Below are 18,672 nucleotides of genomic sequence, written 5' to 3'. Positions count from 1 at the left end.
TGAGCAGGTATTTGTTTCTTTTATTCTATTATGTATGATCAGACTAGTGTAAGTTAATAGAGAGCCTTTCGTCATACCTACGATCGATTATTCATCAAAAAGACGGAATCCAGCACCCAATAAATAAGGGCTGCGCAGAAGCTAAACAGATAGACTTTATAGCTGATGAACACAACAAGCCCATAATCAATCCATAAAGCCAAAGCCGAACAAACCAGCCATGCCGCAATAAAATAAATCAATAAGTCACGGCTTCGAAACCTCTTAGGATGGCGGTGTAAAACAAGCTGAATCGGTGCAGCAAAAATGACATAAGCGAGCAAAATGAACAGACTGGTCATCTCCACATAACTAAAGCCCACTTCAGGCGGCATGAATAAAAACGTATAAACGAATGTTGCTGTGATGACTGATAAAATCAGCATACACACATAGTTGAATACTGGCAAAAACAGACGCATAGCAGAAGCTCCTTCAATCCATTTTCTGTTCCATCATTATTCAATAATGTGTTATATCTGTCAATCCTTACAAAAAAACAGACTGAATGTGTCAGTCTGTTTTTCTACCCAATCAACGCCATGATCCCCTGATATCCAAAATAGGCGCCGAAACCAAGTAAAGATAGACCTGCAAGAACGGATAAGCCATGTAAAACACGTTCACTTAAATAACGCCTAAACGAACTAGCAAGCAGCGCCATACTGAAATCCCAGATCAGCATGCCGATAAAAATAGCCATACTGTACATGAGCATTTGGGAAGCTCCATACTTTTCGATCGTATTGGCTAAGATGCTGCCATAAATGCCAAGCCAAAACAAAATACTGAGCGGATTAGAAAGAGAAATGAAAAATCCGGTCATGAATGATTTGCCAATTGATGTGTTTTCGCTGTCCTTTTTCGGACTCTCCTGCAAATTGATTTTACGCAGACTTTCAATGCCGGTATAGGTCAAAACGAAAAAGCCGAACAGCCACAAAAAGGTTTTTACAAGAGGTGCAGTCAAAAGCTGGGCGACACCAAAATAGATGAGGAGCATATAGACAATATCCGCAGCCATAGCCCCCACACCAAAAATCCACGCATGCCAAAATCCACTTTTAATCCCTCTGTCGATTTGGGCTGCATTGACCGGCCCAACAGGCGCTGAAAGTGACAACCCTAAAAAGATATAACCAAAAAACACCGCCACATAGACGTCCTCCTTTTGATGCTGACTTGTACATGTTATTCAAACTTTCTGCGTTTTAGTACAAGTCCTTTGTCATCATTTCAGGTGGATGCTTAGCGGTCTGCTTTCAGTGCCGACTGCTGCGCGTGTAACGTTTCTTTTTTCTTAGAACGATTCATTTGAATCGCAGCTGCGAACAGAAGAACCGCTAAGAAGGCAAATACAAAGACGGCACTTGCCGCTCCTGCCCATTCCAGACTAAATCCAATCAAAAAGGACAAGCAGGCTCCGCCTAAGCTCGCGGCTGCAATAAAATAACTTGTCGCCTCATCGATGGCATTTTCAATCATTAAGGCAGATGCTGTCAGTGCGATTGGGAACATGCCAGCTGCACAAAGACCGATGAAAAAGATGAGAATCAGCTGCGCGGTAATGTGGGTTGTCAGAGCGAATATCACAAGCAGCAAAATCATCAGTGATGCACTTAGCTTTAAAAAACGCAGCGGATGCAGCTGATCAGCTTTTCTCGCAATCACGGTTCTGCCGATGACGATCGCTGTCCAGAAAGTAGAGACCGCAAAGAGACCCCAATTTTCTCCCCCTTTTTCCAGCATGATCGACGGCAAAAAGTTCGCAAAGTTCGTTTCAATCCCTGCGTAGAAAAAGGCAAAGCAAATCATGATCACCACGATCATTCGATTATTTCGATCAACAAGTAAGGACGGTTTCCTCGTCCCTTCTGCGGAAGAAGCATTCATCTGTCCGTGAGGCAGTTTGTTCATAAAAACCAGCCAAAGCATAAGGAAAAATGTCAGCGCACCCACCTGAAATAAAAACACATACTGCCATGTCTGTTCTGTGACAGTCAGCAGAATCACTAGCGGGAATAACAGCGCACCTAATCCAAAAAAGACCTCCATGATACTGATTCGCTTTGCACTATTAGCCATCGAAATGACATACGCACCGGCCGTTGTCTCAAGACTGCCTGCGCCGCTCCCAAGAAAAAAACCTGCCAGCACAAGCGTTGTCCAGCCCGGCACCAATAGCCCCAGCAGAAGTGAGCCGATCATCAGCAAAAGACCCATGGTCAGCACAGCGCCATAGCCTTTTTTTCTCACTAGAATGGGGGATAACAGAACACCTGTCAAAAATCCAATAAACTGAAAAAAAATTAAAGATGATAATTCCCCGGGGCCCTTATTGTAACTCGACAGCAAATAAGGCGTTAAGCTGCCAAAAAACACATGAATGGTCCCAATAAAAAAATAAAAGACACAGCCAAAATAAAATACCTTTTTCATCTTTTCACTTCCTCTAAAAAGGAGCGGAGTCATCACATCCTCCGCTCCACCTCTTTAATATGCCTGGGCAGAGACGACTGCCTCTTCCCTCTCAAAGCATGTATTGAGCGCAGCCTGCGCGCGATAACCATCTTCAAAATCAGCGACCTTCATATGAGATGGGTATGGATCTGTATTCACCCAATGCATCAGCTGATCGCGGAATGTATCGGACCATCCGTAAAATTCATTTGGCGGATCTGTCAGCAATGTTTGCGGCATTTGATGACGTTCCACACACAATCCATCACTGATCTCATATTCGTTTTTCATGTTCGTATGGTATTTGAATACCTTGTCATGACCAACGACTTCTACACTAAATCCACATTCCTCAGGCTGCGTGCTTTTGGATGTCACCAAGTGAAAGAACACTTGATTCTCCATCTGTCCGAAAATTTCGGTATGATCATCCACCTGAACCTTTTTCTCTTCTTTTTCCTTTACATGTGTCAGCATCTTGGTGTTAAGTGATTCTTTCTTCATTTCACTGCCAAATAAGTACCACAGCATATCAATCAAATGAATGCCAAGATCCCCTAGTGCACCGCTCGTACGCAGACTTTCACCGCTGTCTCTCCATGAAAAAGTCTTTCTTCTAAGGGCACTGTTTTTCTTAAAATGAGTTCTGACGGTTAAAATGCGGCCTAATTCACCGTTGGTAATCAAGTTCTTCAATATATTCACAAAGGATAAATAACGATAGTTAAAGCCCATACTATCTTGAACTTGGAACTGTTTGGCTGTCTCCACCATTTCCTTCGCTTCCTTCAGCGACACAGCCATCGGTTTTTCACATAAAATCGGCTGTCCTGCTCTTAGCGACTGAAGGGCATGGTCCTTGTGACAAAAATTAGGAGAAGCAATAATCAACCCATCAGATGCATCTGCCAGTGTCTCAATACTTGAATACACACGTCCGCCGTACTGTTTAATGAATCCCTGTGCAACTGACTCGTGCAAATCATAGACACCGGATAATTCTGCACCTTTGATCGTTGATAATGCTCTTGCATGTGCTTTTGCAATATTCCCTGCTCCAACAATTCCAATTTTCTTCATGAATGTGCCTCCTCATGTTTATACATCACTGTTTTCAGTGTTTCATAGATTCCTTTTGCATACCCATGATGACAAATTTGGTGATGGTGCCGTTTGGCTTCGGCTGTCGCATTTTGGACAAGGAAACCGTGTGTGACGGATTGAAGCATCCGCAAATCGTTCCCGCTATCACCAAAGGCAAAGCCTTGATCTTTCGATAAATCATATTGGTTCAGCATAAAACGGACAATTTCATCCTTCCCTGTTCCGACTGGTAAAAAATCGACATCATAGCAATCCGCAGGATCTCCTGCAAGCGGGTTGCATTTGTTGATGTTGACCGCCACGCCTCGCTCTTTCGCCAGTGTTTGGATAAATGATAGATGATGAAGATCTGTCCGTTCATCCTGCTCCTGATAATAGAAATTCTTCTTATACCCTGAACTGCCCAGCTGCGTTTGCGGTCTAAGGGAAATGCCCTTTTCTCGGATGGTTTCCAGGATGTCTTCGATTTTTTCATCTGAAAAGCCCTGGGCATTCAGCCGCTTCATCCACTCTGCGTCTGGCTGTCCAAAATGGGCATCCGACGTATATACAATCTCAGTCCCTAAGTTTGATGCAATGAAATGCGGGAATTGATGAAACCCGCCTTTTTCCATTTTGCTCGTGACAGAATCGAGACTGCTTCCCGTCACCCAGCCCAGCAAGAGCTGTCCCGCTTCACTCTTTTCTGCTACAAAGGCTTCCAGCCGCTTGACATCCTCTCTCTGCTTCTCTGTCATTCCGTGAGAATAATACGTTTCATCAAAATCACAGAAGACGATCCACTGCGGATTCTTCGGCAGATTCAGCAGTTTTTTATTGAATGGAAGACTTGATAACATGATGAACCCCCTCGATGACCTTCTCCTGATCTTGCAGCGGCATTCCTGGATAAAGCGGCAAGTGAAGTAATTGCTGCGCAGCTTTTTCCGTGTGTGGAAGTGTCGTTTGTCTATATTTTTGAGAAACAAGATTTGTTTGATGCTGATGCGATAGAACCGGGTAATAGACATCCGTCTCTATGCCCATTTCCAGCAATTTCGCTGCCAGTTCATCTCGTTCTCCCTTCAGCACTCTAATCGGGAATAGATGCCAGACATGATCATCTGTCAGCGTCGGGAGCTTCATATATCCTTCATCCTCAAGCGTTTGCAGCTGTTCAATGTATCGCTTGGCTAAGTAAAAACGTTTGAAATTTTGCAGTCCTAAATACTTCATTCGTTCGAGTCCAATCGCTGCCTGCAAATTATCAATTTTCGAATTAAAGCCATAGTCACTGCGTTTGACATTTTTCTTTCCAGCTTCAAAGCCGTGATAGCTGATCTCCATGCATTTTTCCGCTAAGGCCTCATCATTTGTAGCGATGGCTCCTGCCTTTCCGCAGACCCCAAGGTTTTTGTATGGATTAAAGCTGAGAACAAGTCCATCTCCATAAGCGCCAAGGCCGCTGCTGCCAATCGCCTGACAGCCGTCTTCAATGATTTTCAGCCCATGCTGTTTCGCAATCGCCGAAATCTCCTTCATATCCGCTTGCTTTCCATATAAATGAACCGGTAGAATGCATACCGTTTTATCTGTGATATGTTTCTCTATTTCACTCGGTGAGAGGCAGTAGGTTTCAGGATCAATATCGGCATATACCGGAACAGCCCCAATGGCAAGCACTGCATTTTCTGTTGCAGCAAAGCTATTGGCCGGCAAAATCACCTCGTCTCCTGGATGGACGCCTGCTGATATGAGACTGATCATTAATGCATCTGTTCCACTTGACGTGGCAATGACATATTTTTTCCCTAAGTACTCAGCAATCGCCTTTTCAAATGTCGGAATATATGGCCCTGAAGTAAAACGGCCAGAGCTCAATACTTCCTTCAGCACCTGCATAATATCATCGATTTCATCTTCTGAAATCAGTTTGTCAACTGGCAGAAACGGTATCTTTTTTTCCTTATTTTGTTTATAATGGAAGAGAATTTTTTCCAAACCTGTGCGCTCTATATCTTGCTCAAGGAACGTCACCAGCTTTTCATTTGCTAGATGCTTTTCAACTGAATCAGCCTTAACTTGAACACCTTGATTGATCATATCCAGCAAAGGAAGATAATCCTTGCTTTTACCTGATATCTTCGTCAATATTTGCATTCCATTCCCTCCAATTAATCAATTCCTTTTGTTAATATTTAACTTGTTTCACATTGTAAATGATGTTATCGATTTCAGAACAATAACTTTGTGTAAAGGATTTGTTAATATGTGTACAATTTATGAAATTGCCAAACGCTGCGGGGTTTCAACCACCACCGTTTCCAGAGTGCTAAACCATCACCCATATGTGTCAGAAGAAAAGCGGCAGCTCATTTTACAGGTGATGAAAGAAATGGAATATACACCGAGTTCAGCAGCCCGCACACTAAGGTCACATCAGACAAAAACCATTGCTGTGTCTGTTCCAGCTGTGGACCATCCTTTTTTTGCACAATTGATTAAAGGCATTTCAAAGGAAGCACTGGATCAAGGATATAAAGCCATCGTGCTCCAGACGTTTTATCAAGAAGCATTAGAGCTTGAAGGGCTTCAATTATTAAAAAGAAAAGAAGTCGATGGGGTTATATTGGGTGCGTTAGAAAATACGTGGGAGAAAATTGAGCCATTTTTAACGAACGGCCCCATTGTCATGGCAAATGAATATCACCAAACAGCAAACATCCCGATTATTGGATACGATGAACGGGAAGCCGCCTATAAAGCGGTGGACTATTTGATTCGGTCGGGGCGAAAATCGATTGGGTTTTGCTTTGATACAGAAAGCAGTGAAGCGCAGAAACAAAGGAAACAGGGCTATCTTGATGCACTCTCTGCTCACGGTTTGCCGCTGCAAGATGATTGGCTGTTTGGAGAGGCTTTTACCATTGAAGACGGCTTTCGCTTAATGGAGGTCATCCATCACATGAAGGAAGCGCCTGATGCCATTTTCACCGGCAATGATCAAGTCGCAGCAGGACTCATTAAACAGGCTATTTCATACGGCTATCAAATCCCCGGGGATCTAGCGGTCATCGGCTATGACAACCAAGACATTTGTGAGGTGACAGCTCCAACGATCACCACAATTGACATACCGATCGTAGAGCTTGGCCAGCGGTCTGTACAGCAAATGATCGCACTCCTGCAAGATCAAAAACCATTACAGCGCGAACATATCCAGCTGCCTACCCGGCTCGTGACAAGAGAATCTACATAAAGAAAAAGACTGAGATCTTTCTCAGTCTTTTTTAGTCTATCAACCTATACAAATTGAGCAAGAATGAATGTCCATATACATACAATACCGAGCAGGATGAAGCTGTACTTCACGGTCTTTTTGAAGAGCTCAGATTCTTTCCCTGTTTCTCCAACAGCTGCTGTAGCGATAGCGATTGATTGTGGAGAAATTAATTTCGCCATCACACCACCGGTCGTATTCGCCCCAATTAACAAACCTGCCTGTGAGCCGATTTGAGAAGCAGTGACCGCTTGAAGGTTACCGAATAAGGCGTTGTTACTCACGACAGACCCCGTAATAAACACGCCGATCCAGCCAAGCACCGGGCTGACAAGCGGGAACAAATCGCCCGTTTTGGCAAGAGCAAGTCCAATGGCTGAACTTAGGCCAGCAAAGTTCGCAAGGTTGGCAAAACCCATAACAAAACAAATAGTCAGAACAGGAACCCAAAGCTCTTTCACCGCTGCTTTTAAGCAGACAGCGCCTTCTGTTAATGTAATATGTCTGCTAAACAGCCCTGTCAGCATGACCGCAATCAGAATGGCGGTCCCCGTTGCACTGATGACATCAATTTTAAAGATCGCATCAATAGGTGTTTCCGTTTGTGCAATTGGTGGTAATTTCACAATTTGCTGATGTAAAAATGGCATTTTCACTAAAATGGTCGTCCAGTTAAGCGGTCCTCCTACAGCAAACAATGCTTTAAATGCCGGCAGACTCCATACCGTAATAACAGCAGTTAAAATATAGAACGGAGACCATGCTTTCAGTATTTCAACGCCGCGATACGTTTGTTTCTGTTCAATATCTGGCGCTCCTTCTTCACGATAAATGTGTTTTGGCTGCCATTTCCGAAGAAATAAAGCCAAAATTCCCATACTTGCTAAGGCAGAAATAATATTGGCAAGCTCAGGACCCATCGTCACCATTGTGACAGCTTGCAAAATGGCATAGGTACCACTCACAACAAGCAAGGCTGGCAGAGTTTCTTTGATCCCTTTCAATCCATCTACAATCAGAATGAGGAGAAACGGAATACAGAATGAAATAAATGGGATGGTATATACAAGGGTTTGAGATAACGCAAGCGGCGTCATATTGCCCATTTGCGCCCCTGTAATCACCGGGATGCCCACCGCCCCAAATGCACCAGACGCAGCATTGGCAATTAAGCAGAGCATCGCAGCTTTCAGCGGTTTAAACCCAAGCTCTGTTAAGAGAGCGGCACTGATCGCAATCGGTACACCAAATCCAGCAGCGCCCTCTAAAAATGCGTTAAAACTAAAACCGATTAATAAGAGCTGAAGACGTTGATCTTGAGAGATTCCTGCAATACTAGATCGAATGACATCGAACTTACCAGATTTCACGGCAATTTTATAGAGCCATACCGCCATGATGACGATATATCCAATCGGCCACAGCCCATTAGATATACCGAGCAGCACAGCAGATAATGCTTTTTCAACTGGCATATGGAAGAAGAAAACAGCTGTTACAAAACTGACGATTAAGGTAAAACAAGCGGCTAAAACACCTTTTAGCTTAAAAACAGTTAATGCAAGAAGGAAAAACAAGATTGGGAGCATTGCCACCAATGCACTGACGAATTCATTACCAAACGGATCATATATTTGCTGCCACATAGTGATTCATCCTTTTCTGCTCAGATAGGTTGCTTTTGATTGATTAAAAATGAGGAGCCAAAATCTCTTTTAACACATTTACACTGTGTGCAAATTTTTCTTTCTCCGTGTCGTTCAGTGCGAGCTCCATCACTTCTGTTGCACCATTTCGATTCACAAGAGCTGGTACACCAATGTAAACATCTTCTGCTCCGTACTCTCCATCTAAGTAAGTGCTGACAGTTAAAATGCTGTTTTCATTGTGCAGGATCGCTCTTGTAATGCGGGCTAAACTCATTGCTACGCCGTAATAAGTGGCGCCTTTTTTCTCAATGATTTGGTAAGCGGCATGACGAACATTTTCCATGATTTCATCTAAGTCTTCTTGTTTGTATTGATCATTTCTCTTCATTAATTCTGCAATTGGTACACTTCCGATATTCGCATGACTCCAAACAGCAAGCTCTGTATCTCCATGCTCGCCAATGATGTAAGCATGCACGTTGTGTGCCGCTGCTTCAAAATACTCACTAAGCATGTATCTAAATCTTGCCGTATCAAGCGTCGTACCACTGCCAATTACTCGTTCTTTTGGAAGTCCACTGAATTTCCAAGTCGCATATGTCAAAATATCGACTGGGTTTGTGGCAACTAAGAAAATGCCATCAAATCCACTTTTCATTACGTTTTCTACAATGCCTTTAAATATATTTAAATTTTTCTCAACAAGATCAAGTCTTGTTTCACCTGGCTTTTGGTTTGCACCAGCACAGATACAGACGATATCTGCATCCTTACAATCCTCATAATCTCCATACCATGTATTCACAGGATGCGGGGCAAATGCTTTTCCGTGGTTTAAATCCATCACGTCACCCATTGCTTTGTCTTGATTCAAATCGATGACAACCAATTCATCTGTGATTGCTTGATTTATTAATGTAAAGGCATAACTGCTGCCGACGAAACCTGCTCCAATAAGGGCTACTTTGTTTACTTTTTCGTTTGTCATTTATCTCATCCTCCTGAGTAAAACTAGGCTGTTTTTCTTATGTGAAGTATTTCACATTCATATTGTGCAACATTTCACAAACTTTTGCAAGGGGACTGCTCAAAAAAAATATGTAGCGAATTTGTGAACACATTTATTGTGCTTTCAAAGCGCTGGATCCATACATATTTCCACAAGAAAAAAGCTGCCAAACACTCGTCGGCAGCTTCCTACATATTTAATAAGGTCCCCAGTTGATCATGACCCCGATACAAATAAATACAAGACCGATGACAAACCAAATGAGGGCAAGCGGCACCATAAAACGCAGCCATTTTACATAAGGTATACCACTTGCAGCAAGCACAGCCATCAATACACCAGAAGTCGGATTGATACAGTTGACTACCCCTTCGCCAAGCATCACTGCTTCTACAGCTACCTGTCTTGTGATACCCATTAAATCAGCGAGCGGCGCAAGAATCGGGATAAAGACAACAGCTTCTCCTGATCCTGATGAAATCAAAAAGTGAAGAAGCGCACTCGCAATATACATCCCGATCGCACCAGCGATTGGACTAAAGCCTGTCAGCATACTCGCCAAGCCGTTGACCACTGTATCAAGCAGCTTCCCATTTTCTAAAATGACCGAAATACAGCGTGCCATCCCAACAATAAGTGCGCCGTATACAAGGCTTTGGCACCCAATAATAAACGTTTTCGCAATATCATTGGCCGCTAAACCGCCAAGCAGTCCAGCAGCGATAGCCATAAAGATGAACACACCCGCCATTTCCTTATCGGTCCAGCCAAGCTGAAGTGCGCCATATAAGAATCCTCCAAGTGACAATCCGCACACTGCTAAAATCAGCTTATGTCTGCCAGTAAATGCAGGCTTGTCCACAGATTCCGCATCGGCTCCGCCAAGCCCCTTAGCAGGAAACCATTGATCGCCAAGAATGCTTCCCTTTTCTTTATTCTTCAGACGTCTTGTATATAAATAGATGTACACAATACTAGAAATAAGAAAACAAAGATAAATAATGACACGCAGGCCAATTCCGGAAAAGATCGGCAGCTCTGCAATCGTTTGTGATAAACCTAATGGAGATGGAGATAAAATCGTTGCGTTAAATCCTGCATAACAGCCGATGTATATGACAGCCGCTCCTGCTACAGCATCCCATTTCAAGGATCGTGCTACAATGATGCCGATTGGAATAAATCCAATGACAGAGTTCACGACAATTCCGGTCGTTCCAAGGACTGAAAATAATCCCCCAACAATACAAATAAACAATAATTGCTTCGTTTGAAACCGGCTGATGACATGGTGAATCATCCCGTTAATAGCACCTGTCTTCTCCAAAATGGCAATGGTTCCGCCCGTAAATAGAATCAGAAAAATAATAGAAGAGGACCCTACCATTCCTTCTTGTATCGCTGTAAAAAAGCCAACTGGACTCACTGGTGATTGATCAATACGGTGATAGCTGCCAGGAACGGCTGTTGTGATCTCCCCAGATGTCTTTCGGTCAAACTCACCCGCTGGTACAAAATACGTTGCTATTGTACAAATCAGTGCAATCATAAATAAGAGAACATACGCATCTGGCATTTGAAGTTTTCGTTTTTGTTTCTCTGGTGCTGATACTGTCGCTGTTTTCATGTGTCAAAACCCCTTTGTCCCGATCGGAATTTCACTTAATTTTCAGAATAATCAAATGATGTGTTATATTATAAACACTGTTGATATTTAAGAGCAATATTATTTCATTAAAATAATGTTTTGGCAGATTATCTGTCAGCAAGGAGGATTCTCATGACAACTTTGACAAACGAAATGAAACAAACCGTGACAGACATCTTTGAACACTTGCATGCCCACCCAGAAATCAGCTGGGAAGAAACAGAAACGACCGCTTATATTGAAGATATATTGAAAAAATTGGGCTGCAAAACTCAAACATTTGACGACTGTACAGGGGTGATCGGTGAAATTGGAGAAGGCGCACCAGTGGTCGCTGTGAGAGCTGATATTGATGCACTTTGGCAGGAAGTAGATGGTGAGTTTAAAGCCAATCATTCATGTGGCCACGATGCACACATGACAATGGCTCTTGGCACCTTCATGGCATTAAAGGAAAAAGAACGACCAAACGGCACGATCCGTTTCATCTTTCAGCCTGCTGAGGAAAGAGGCGGCGGTGCGCTGAAAATGATTGAAAAAGGTGTGCTGGCAGATGTCGATTACTTATATGGCGTACATGTGCGTCCAATTCAAGAAACATTAAACGGACGCTGCGCTCCTGCTATTTTGCACGGATCAAGTAATCATTATGTCGGCACCATTATTGGCGAGGAAGCGCACGGTGCACGTCCACACCTTGGCATCAACGTAATAGAAGTGGCTTCTACCCTTGTGCAGAGACTCGCGCATATCCATGTCGATCCAAGAGTTGCGCATTCTGTCAAAATGACCAATTTACATGCTGGCGGGGGCAGCTCAAACATCATCCCAGGTAAAGCTTCTTTTACATTAGATGTACGGGCGCAAACAAACGAAGTGATGGATGAACTAGAAAAAGAAATTGAAAGAGCCGTTCATTCTGTAGCGGATGCCTTTGGCGCTTCCATTACACTTTCAACAGACCATCGTCTGCCTGCCGCCACCTTAAATGAGGAAGCTGTCCAGATCATGTCTCATGCAATTGAACAGGTTTTAGGTAAAGAACAGCTTGATCCCCCGATTGTCACAACAGGTGGAGAGGACTTTCACTTTTATGCAGCAAAGCTTCCGCATATCAAATCCACAATGCTCGGTTTAGGCTGTGATTTAAAGCCTGGTCTTCATCATCCGTATATGACCTTCAACCGCTCGGCAATCTTTACCGGCATTGAGATTTTGACCGAAGCTGTCTATCAAACACTCCAGCAGCATTCATCATAAATGAAAAAGCCACCCGCCTTCTCATTAAGCGGGTGGTCTGCTTTATATTATGCATTCAGATCTGCCATGGCGGGAACGTTGATTTCTTTTACGCAAGATACCCTTGATAAATGAATCACACATCTCGCAAGCTCCACAATATCCTGGACAGGGATTCTCGTTTCATCATATAGAGTGATGGCCTTTTCGGCTCCATCCTCATATGGAACCTCCGCCGCCAGCTCTCCTGGATTGATACAGGTGACGGATATTTTATCTTTCCTCACATGCTCTCTCAGTGCATTTACAATTCCGCGCAGGCCAAATTTAGATGCAACAAACGAGACCTGAGGCAGGTTTGTATGGTCGAGTCCGGCCGTTGAGCCAATCACGATGATTTTCCCATTCTCTGATTTCCTTACGTGCGGAAGCAGTGCCTGGATGTATGTAATGGTTGAGGTGACATTCACATTGATTAAATGTGCAATATCCTCTGGCTGATCGTGATCAAAGGAATAATCGTCTTCAAAGCCTCGTTTTTCCCATAAGCCGACGTTATAGATGAGTACATCAATCGTCTTGTTCTCCAGTGCTTCGAGCATATAAGAGATATGCGTTTGGCTTGATAAGTCGATTTTCAGCCAAATTCTATGTACACCGTCATCTATGCTCAAACTGCTTGGTTCACTTCGCGATACAATCCAAACTGTATCTCCACTTGAAGGGAGACCCTTTACAAAAGCATCTCCTAATCCTTGACTTGCACCGAATATGATATAGTTTTTACTCATAGCTCCTCCTTCTAGGAAACACAAACTGTAAGCGCTCTACACCTATATCATACAGATTTTAAGAGACTGGCGCCCTTTTTATGCTCGTCTTCACTTATTGATTGGCGCGGCTACTGGATTTCCTTTAATTCGACTGGTAATGCACGTGCCTCTATAAAGCATTTGATCATTTCTGTAAAAAGTTCTTTCTTCTCAAAAGTAAATGTATGTCCAATACCGGGAACGATGAAGCCTGTTGCCTTCGGATGTGAATTCGTTATTTTTTTTGCTGACCGTTTCATAATGCCTTTTTCTTTTTCTCCCACTGTGACAAGAATGCGTGCCTTCGCTTGTTGAAACGTGTCAGGGAGCTTGTAATGGAGGTTTTCTTGAAACATCGTAAGAAGGGTTTTCTTTTGCAGATGTTTCGATTCCGCCGCATAATGATGCAGTACATGTTGCGAGAGCCCCATCTTTTCGGCTTGGAGCTGGATAAACCAATCTTTCTTTAATAATGGATACGTCAGTGGCAAGAGGGGTCTCACCATGAAATGGAGCCATGGCAAAGGCATCACAAGGGCGCTATTGATGACGGCTATGTCTACGATATCCGGCTCTCTTGATAACACATCAACGGCAATCTGCGCACCTAAAGAAAATCCAATCAGAATCACTTGACGGCCATTCGCATTTTCCTTGATCCATGAGATGACTTCACGGGTGCTTTCATTCATTGAAAATATCTGTTCTTTTGCTCTTGTCCCGTGTCCAATGAGATCAGGAGCAAAGCATTCATACGTGTCCTTCAATATTTCAACCTGCTCCTGCCACATCCAGCTGCTTACTCCTCCACCATGCAGAAAAATCATGATTGATTTATCCATCGTCCGACAACTCCATCCTTCTATATAAGAAAAAAGCAGCCGCTTTTTGAGCAGACTGCTTTTTCAACATGCTCCCTTCTATTATAAGGGAACCACTATATCATTGACTATTTTTTCAAATCCTCAATGGAGTTTACGTTCTTCATATATGTTGGAACAACTAGCCCCATTCGAAGACCTTTCATACTTGTACCAAGGTCATCATATTTTCCTTTAAACTTCGCTGCATACGTTTTATGCGTATTTGGCAGCCAAGCGGATAATGATGCATCCGCACTTCCGGTTGCAATTGCTGTCCACATTGGACCTGCTTCAACCTGAGTCAAAGTTACTTTAAACCCAAGTTCACGCAATACTTCTGCTGCAACATTGGTACTTGCAATCTCACTATCCCAGGCAACGTAGGCAAGATTGACTTTTCCACCATTCGACTTTTTCACGCCTTTTGTCCATTTCGCTACTTGGTCTTTATGTTTTTTCACATATTTTAAGGCGGCATCCTTTGGTTTCACACCATCTTGGATATCAATCATGACTTCGCCCATGTCATCTTGAGACCATTTAAATTGACTAAGCATTTTGGCTGCTTCCGGCTGATCCTTCGCAAATCCTTTACGTGAAATCGTATGAATTTCTTCCGCTTCACCGTAAGATTTTTTTGGATCATCTAAATATTTTAAATCATAGCGGGAAAACATCCAGTGTGGATTCCAGCCAGTGATGATGATTGGCTTTTTACGGTCGTAAGATTTTTTGAGCGTTGCCGTCATGGCTGCACTTGATGCAGACACAACCGTCCAATCCTCTAAGCCGTAATCCTTTTTCGCTTGATCTGTCAGTGCCATAATCCCTGAACCAGGATCGATTCCGATAATGGTTTTATTCACCTGCTGAGCAGCACTCGCATTTGAATCTGTCTGCGCACCGCAAGCGGCTAGTAAAAAGACAAGCAGGGCGGTCATCCCAATGTAGAGAGACTTTTTCCACATTAAGCATTCCCCCTGGATTTTTTCGTTTTAATGTTTTGGGTAATACGGTCAAGTGTAATCGCCACAATCACAATGGCAATACCTGCTTCAAAACCAATACCTGTTTTCAGCTGCGTTACCGCACTATATACTTCTGAACCAAGTCCTGGTGCACCTACCATCGCCGCAATGACGACCATTGATAGAGCCAGCATGATACTTTGGTTAATACCAGCTAAGATGGTTTTTGTTGCAAGTGGAAACTGAACTTTGAATAAACGCTGGAATGTCGTTGAACCAAATGCTTCAGTTGCTTCAATTAAATCAGCCGGTACTTGTTTAATACCAAGAATGGTCATACGAATCGTTGGCGGCATGGAGAAAATAACCGATGCCACAACCCCAGGAACAACCCCAATATTAAAGAAGAAGATCGCTGGTAATAGATAAACGAATGCAGGCATTGTCTGCATTAAATCTAAAATAGGTGTCACAATTTTACGCACAGTTTCCTTCTGTGATGCCCAAATACCGATCGGAACCCCGATCACAATGGAAATGACCACAGCGGTCAAAACGAGTGCAAGTGTTTGAAGCATTGGATGCCAGTAGCCTAAATAGTCGATCAGTAAAAATCCAATAAGTGTGAAAAGAGCAACTCCTCTTGTACTGATCCACCAAGCAATGCCGGCAAAGATAAGGGTTAAAATAATGGATGGAATGACGCCAAGTGCTGCCACAATCCCATTTACTGTTCCTGCTAATCCATTTGTGATGCCATCAAAGAAACCACCAAACGTTAATGTTAACCAGTCAACAAATTGATCGATATATTCCGCAAACGGAATTCTAGGTAAATCACTCATACTAAACATCTTATTCTACCTCCTGTGCAGAAGGCTCTTGTGCTTTAATTTCCTCTAGCTTGTTAGAAGACATGTTGATATACTCATCATTTCCTGATAATGCACCAATCAATGCACCTCTGACCACAATGCCCTTCATTCTGTTTTTCTCATCAACAACGGCAATCGGAATGTTCGCATCAGACACCGCATCAAAGATCTCTGTCAAATACGTAGATTCCAACACTGTCGTAAATTCTTTATCGAGAACCGTTTCAAGTGACGCTCCCGTTTCTGCTGCCTTTTTCGCTGCTTGGGCAGAAATGACACCTAATAAATGCTTTTTCTTATCTACTGCATAGATAGACGAAATCCCAAGGTTTTTCATGAGCGTAAGCGCAACACGTGCCCCTTTATCGATCTGAACTGTTTCTGCACGTTTCATAATATGACCAGCGGTTAATACTTTAGAAAGGTCAACATCTTCAACGAAGCGTTCAACATATTCATTCGATGGGTTCATCAGAATTTCTTCTGGTGTTCCGATTTGAACGATATTTCCGTCCTTCATGAGTACAATGCGGTCACCAATACGAAGCGCCTCATCTAAATCATGGGTAATGAAAATGATCGTTTTTCCTACAGATGTATGAAGCTCAAGCAATTCATCCTGCATATCTTTACGAATTAATGGATCTAGTGCGCTGAATGCTTCATCCATTAATAAAATGTCAGGGTCATTTGCTAACGCACGTGCCAATCCAACACGCTGCTGCATACCACCACTTAATTGATTTGGATATTGCTCTTCAAAGCCTTCAAGTCCAACAAGCTTTAAAGATTCAAGCGCTTTTGGTCTGCGCTCTTCTTTATCGACACCTTGCAATTCAAGACCATACTCAGTGTTCTCAAGAATTGTACGGTGCGGGAACAATGCGAAGTTTTGGAAAACCATGCTGATCTTTTTCCGTCTGACTTCACGCAATTGATCCTTTGACATATTTGTTATCATATCCCCATCAATATATATTTCACCGGAGGTTGGTTCGATTAACCTGTTTAGCATCCGCACAAGTGTGGACTTTCCGCTCCCTGATAGCCCCATGATGACAAATATCTCGCCGTCATAAACATCAAAATTTGCTCGATTGACACCAACTGTTGCGCCGGTCTCTTTTAGGATCTCTCTTTTTGTTTTCCCTTTTTCAAGCATTTGAGATGCTTTTTTAGCATTTTTACCGAAAATTTTAGATACATTATTTATCTTGATTTTGATATTTCTCTCTTCAGAATTCATATTTTCCCTCCAAATTAGCATCTTTATAACCGTAACATAAGCGTTATGATGCGAACAATCTTTAGAATTCGCTTATTTCCCCACAATATGTATGAATTCCATATAGAGGTCTGGTCATTAGAGTTTATACGCCGTATTACTCGTAAATCCTATAGAATGCTTCATAAACTACATATTTTACGGGGTATTTCCTCTCATCAGACAATATTTTACTGGAAATTCCTAATTGTGCTAAAAAATAAGTCGAATCCTCGTCATAGCGGTTTTTTGAATCATGGGCGAACCATTCCCCTGAACAGGATTTACCCGAAAATGGTCACATAAAAACCTTTTTCCTCAAATTTTATTTAAATTCATAAAAAAACTGCCTGCATCTTTAGTTACAGACAGCTTGTTTTTTTAGGACTCTAGGGCAGCCCGCTTAATATTATCTTGAAGCTCAAGCATACGTTTTGTTCCATCTTCGCGTAATCGCTTGTTCTCTTCTTCGATCTGTTTCGTCTCTTTCATCCCTTGTACAATTGTATTAAAGGAAGATTCGATCGTTTCAATGTCGATGCTTGGACGGCCAGATAATTTGGCAATCTCCACACTTTGACTTGAAATGTTTTCAGCATTTCGTTTCAGCATTTCATTTGTTCTTCTATCCAGCTCACTCATAGAATCAGCCACAAGCTTTTGTCTCTTCGCTGTAACAGCTTGAATGATCCCATTTTTGAAAATTGGAATCGTGATGATGAAGGCAGAGTTGATTTTACCGATTAATTTCGTATTCCCACGCTGAAGCAAACGGATTTGCGGTGCTGTTTGAAGCGCCACCATTCGTGCCATATCAAGGTCATACACACGCTCTTCAAGCGCTTGAATGCCATTACGAAGCGTATCAAGCTCCATTTGTGCCAGCTGGTTTCCACTAGCTGCTTTTTCTTCATATGAAGGAACCAATTGCTTTAATTCTTCGATTTTCATTTGACCGGCTACGACATACTTTTCCAGCTCCAAATAGTATTGAATGTTATGCTCATACATTTCTTCAAGCGTCACAGTCGATTTGGTCATTTCATCTTTATATTTACTAATTTCCACATTAATTTTTTCAATTTCTGCACCAAGCGTTTGATATTTACTAAAAATCTTTTCGATCATGCTGCCGCCGCGCTTAAAGATTTTTGACAACAAACCACCCTTCGGTTCGTCAAAATCATTTTTATCAAAGCGATCCATAATCTTACCAAGCTGCGTCAGCATTGTTCCTGAGTCAGTGACACTTGTTGAACGCATCATTGAAAGGATACGATCAGAGAACTTAGAGATTTCAACGGCCGGCTGTTTCCCGTATTCAAGCAGTTCCAGCTGATTTTTCGCATCGATCTGTCTCGCAATATTTTGCACTTCTGGTTCATTTCGAAGCTGAACGCGAATATCGTCTGCCTTCTCAATCGTGATTTCCTCTTTATCAATTGAAATGATGTCATTTCCGTTTGTATTTGTCATAAGCTTT

At 42.6% G+C, this 18,672-nt stretch carries 17 protein-coding genes; 2 read left to right on the top strand and 15 right to left on the bottom strand.

Annotated elements, in window-relative coordinates; all coding sequences use genetic code 11:
* Positions 1–77 precede the first annotated feature (77 nt).
* From MHI08_RS01700 to MHI08_RS01675, 6 genes are all read right to left on the bottom strand, one after another.
* Positions 78–461 (bottom strand): UPF0715 family protein, encoded by a 384-nt coding sequence (locus MHI08_RS01700; RefSeq protein ID WP_342499924.1) that lies wholly within the window; start codon positions 459–461, stop codon positions 78–80.
* Between the two features lie 104 nt (positions 462–565).
* Positions 566–1,195, bottom strand: a complete 630-nt coding sequence (locus MHI08_RS01695) for a LysE family translocator (protein WP_024424337.1) — start codon at positions 1,193–1,195, stop codon at positions 566–568.
* A 92-nt stretch (positions 1,196–1,287) separates the two neighbouring features.
* A complete protein-coding gene (locus MHI08_RS01690; protein WP_342499923.1) occupies positions 1,288–2,478 on the bottom strand; it encodes an MFS transporter in 1,191 nt (396 codons plus the stop codon).
* Positions 2,479–2,532: 54 nt separating this feature from the next.
* Positions 2,533–3,579, bottom strand: coding sequence for a Gfo/Idh/MocA family oxidoreductase (locus MHI08_RS01685; protein WP_342499922.1), 1,047 nt, complete (start codon positions 3,577–3,579; stop codon positions 2,533–2,535).
* Complete coding sequence (locus MHI08_RS01680; protein WP_342499921.1) at positions 3,576–4,442, bottom strand: HAD-IIB family hydrolase; 867 nt, start codon at positions 4,440–4,442, stop codon at positions 3,576–3,578. The genes MHI08_RS01685 and MHI08_RS01680 overlap by 4 nt, the downstream gene beginning before the upstream one ends.
* A complete protein-coding gene (locus tag MHI08_RS01675; protein WP_125587124.1) occupies positions 4,417–5,742 on the bottom strand; it encodes a DegT/DnrJ/EryC1/StrS family aminotransferase in 1,326 nt (441 codons plus the stop codon). The genes MHI08_RS01680 and MHI08_RS01675 overlap by 26 nt, the downstream gene beginning before the upstream one ends.
* Positions 5,743–5,851: 109 nt before the next feature.
* Between MHI08_RS01675 and MHI08_RS01670 the strand changes: the two genes are divergently transcribed.
* Positions 5,852–6,841, top strand: a complete 990-nt coding sequence (locus MHI08_RS01670) for a LacI family DNA-binding transcriptional regulator (RefSeq protein ID WP_024424341.1) — start codon at positions 5,852–5,854, stop codon at positions 6,839–6,841.
* 44 nt (positions 6,842–6,885) lie between these two features.
* Here the strand turns inward: MHI08_RS01670 and MHI08_RS01665 are convergent, their stop codons facing one another.
* From MHI08_RS01665 to MHI08_RS01655, 3 genes are all read right to left on the bottom strand, one after another.
* Entirely contained in the window at positions 6,886–8,508 is a 1,623-nt protein-coding gene (locus MHI08_RS01665) for an L-lactate permease (protein WP_024427240.1), read from the bottom strand.
* Positions 8,509–8,551: 43 nt separating this feature from the next.
* Positions 8,552–9,499 carry an L-lactate dehydrogenase gene (locus tag MHI08_RS01660; protein ID WP_172880166.1) on the bottom strand — a complete coding sequence of 316 codons (948 nt, stop codon included), beginning with the start codon at positions 9,497–9,499 and terminating at the stop codon, positions 8,552–8,554.
* Positions 9,500–9,716: 217 nt separating this feature from the next.
* Complete coding sequence (locus MHI08_RS01655; protein ID WP_024424344.1) at positions 9,717–11,147, bottom strand: YfcC family protein; 1,431 nt, start codon at positions 11,145–11,147, stop codon at positions 9,717–9,719.
* A gap of 153 nt (positions 11,148–11,300) precedes the next feature.
* On the opposite strand from MHI08_RS01655, the gene MHI08_RS01650 reads away from it, so the two are divergent.
* The gene (locus MHI08_RS01650; RefSeq protein ID WP_125587127.1) at positions 11,301–12,428 is read left to right on the top strand and encodes a M20 peptidase aminoacylase family protein; all 1,128 of its coding nucleotides are present in this window, start codon (positions 11,301–11,303) and stop codon (positions 12,426–12,428) included.
* A 47-nt stretch (positions 12,429–12,475) separates the two neighbouring features.
* Here MHI08_RS01650 and MHI08_RS01645 read toward each other — a convergent pair whose 3' ends face one another.
* The 6 genes from MHI08_RS01645 to MHI08_RS01620 form a co-directional block, all read right to left on the bottom strand.
* Positions 12,476–13,198 carry an SDR family oxidoreductase gene (locus MHI08_RS01645; RefSeq protein ID WP_125587128.1) on the bottom strand — a complete coding sequence of 241 codons (723 nt, stop codon included), beginning with the start codon at positions 13,196–13,198 and terminating at the stop codon, positions 12,476–12,478.
* A 110-nt stretch (positions 13,199–13,308) separates the two neighbouring features.
* Complete coding sequence (locus tag MHI08_RS01640) at positions 13,309–14,061, bottom strand: alpha/beta hydrolase (protein ID WP_024424346.1); 753 nt, start codon at positions 14,059–14,061, stop codon at positions 13,309–13,311.
* Between the two features lie 107 nt (positions 14,062–14,168).
* On the bottom strand, positions 14,169–15,050 hold the full coding sequence (locus tag MHI08_RS01635) for a glycine betaine ABC transporter substrate-binding protein (protein ID WP_024427235.1): 882 nt from the start codon (positions 15,048–15,050) through the stop codon (positions 14,169–14,171).
* Entirely contained in the window at positions 15,050–15,895 is an 846-nt protein-coding gene (gene opuAB / locus MHI08_RS01630; RefSeq protein WP_342500183.1) for a glycine/proline betaine ABC transporter permease subunit OpuAB, read from the bottom strand. Before opuAB ends, MHI08_RS01635 begins: the two co-directional genes overlap by 1 nt.
* 10 nt (positions 15,896–15,905) lie before the next feature.
* Entirely contained in the window at positions 15,906–17,171 is a 1,266-nt protein-coding gene (gene opuAA / locus MHI08_RS01625) for a glycine/proline betaine ABC transporter ATP-binding protein OpuAA (protein ID WP_024424349.1), read from the bottom strand.
* Positions 17,172–17,570: 399 nt separating this feature from the next.
* A complete protein-coding gene (locus tag MHI08_RS01620) occupies positions 17,571–18,665 on the bottom strand; it encodes a toxic anion resistance protein (RefSeq protein ID WP_024427234.1) in 1,095 nt (364 codons plus the stop codon).
* Between the last annotated feature and the right edge of the window lie 7 nt (positions 18,666–18,672).

Source organism: Bacillus sp. FSL M7-0791, from assembly GCF_038627085.1.
Lineage (GTDB): Bacteria > Bacillota > Bacilli > Bacillales > Bacillaceae > Bacillus > Bacillus safensis.
The sequence above is the reverse complement of the archived record's forward strand: the minus strand, read 5'-3'. Positions and strand labels throughout refer to the sequence as shown.